The organism is Colwellia sp. 6M3 (genome assembly GCF_014077595.1).
Classification (GTDB): domain Bacteria; phylum Pseudomonadota; class Gammaproteobacteria; order Enterobacterales; family Alteromonadaceae; genus Cognaticolwellia.
Window position 1 is genome coordinate 1 of sequence record NZ_JACGWF010000218.1, and the last position, 503, is coordinate 503.

Annotated in this window: 4 tRNA genes; all 4 read right to left on the reverse strand. The window is 47.1% G+C overall.

The features are described 5' to 3' along the window. Nucleotides 1–12 precede the first annotated feature (12 nt). Nucleotides 13–88 (reverse strand) — tRNA-Thr (locus H4J50_RS19095). 11 nt (nucleotides 89–99) lie between these two features. After that, nucleotides 100–174: transfer RNA gene (locus H4J50_RS19100), tRNA-Gly, on the reverse strand. 44 nt (nucleotides 175–218) lie between these two features. After that, a tRNA-Tyr gene (locus H4J50_RS19105) sits at nucleotides 219–303 on the reverse strand. 40 nt (nucleotides 304–343) lie between these two features. Then, nucleotides 344–419, reverse strand: a tRNA-Thr gene (locus H4J50_RS19110). Nucleotides 420–503 lie beyond the last annotated feature (84 nt).

The window sequence follows — 503 nt, forward strand, 5'->3', positions numbered from 1 at the left end:
GATTCTTAGGACTGGTGCTGATAGGCAGAGTCGAACTGCCGACCTCACCCTTACCAAGGGTGCGCTCTACCAACTGAGCTATATCAGCAACACAAGAACTGGAGCGGGCAGCGGGAATCGAACCCGCATCATCAGCTTGGAAGGCTGAGGTAATAGCCATTATACGATGCCCGCATAAAAATCTGTTCTTAAACTACCTCTAACCGTCAAGAATAAAGTGGTGGAGGGAGCTGGATTCGAACCAGCGAAGGCTGAGCCGTCAGATTTACAGTCTGATCCCTTTGGCCGCTCGGGAACCCCTCCACGATAATTCTCTACTAATTCACTTCCGGTAAAAGGAAAGTGGTGCCGACTAACCGAGTCGAACGGTTGACCTACTGATTACAAGTCAGTTGCTCTACCAGCTGAGCTAAGTCGGCACTGCTTTAGTACGGGGCGAGATATTAGAGTAAGGTTTATTGGGATGCAACAATAAAATTAAAAAAAGTGTAAATTTTTAGTTT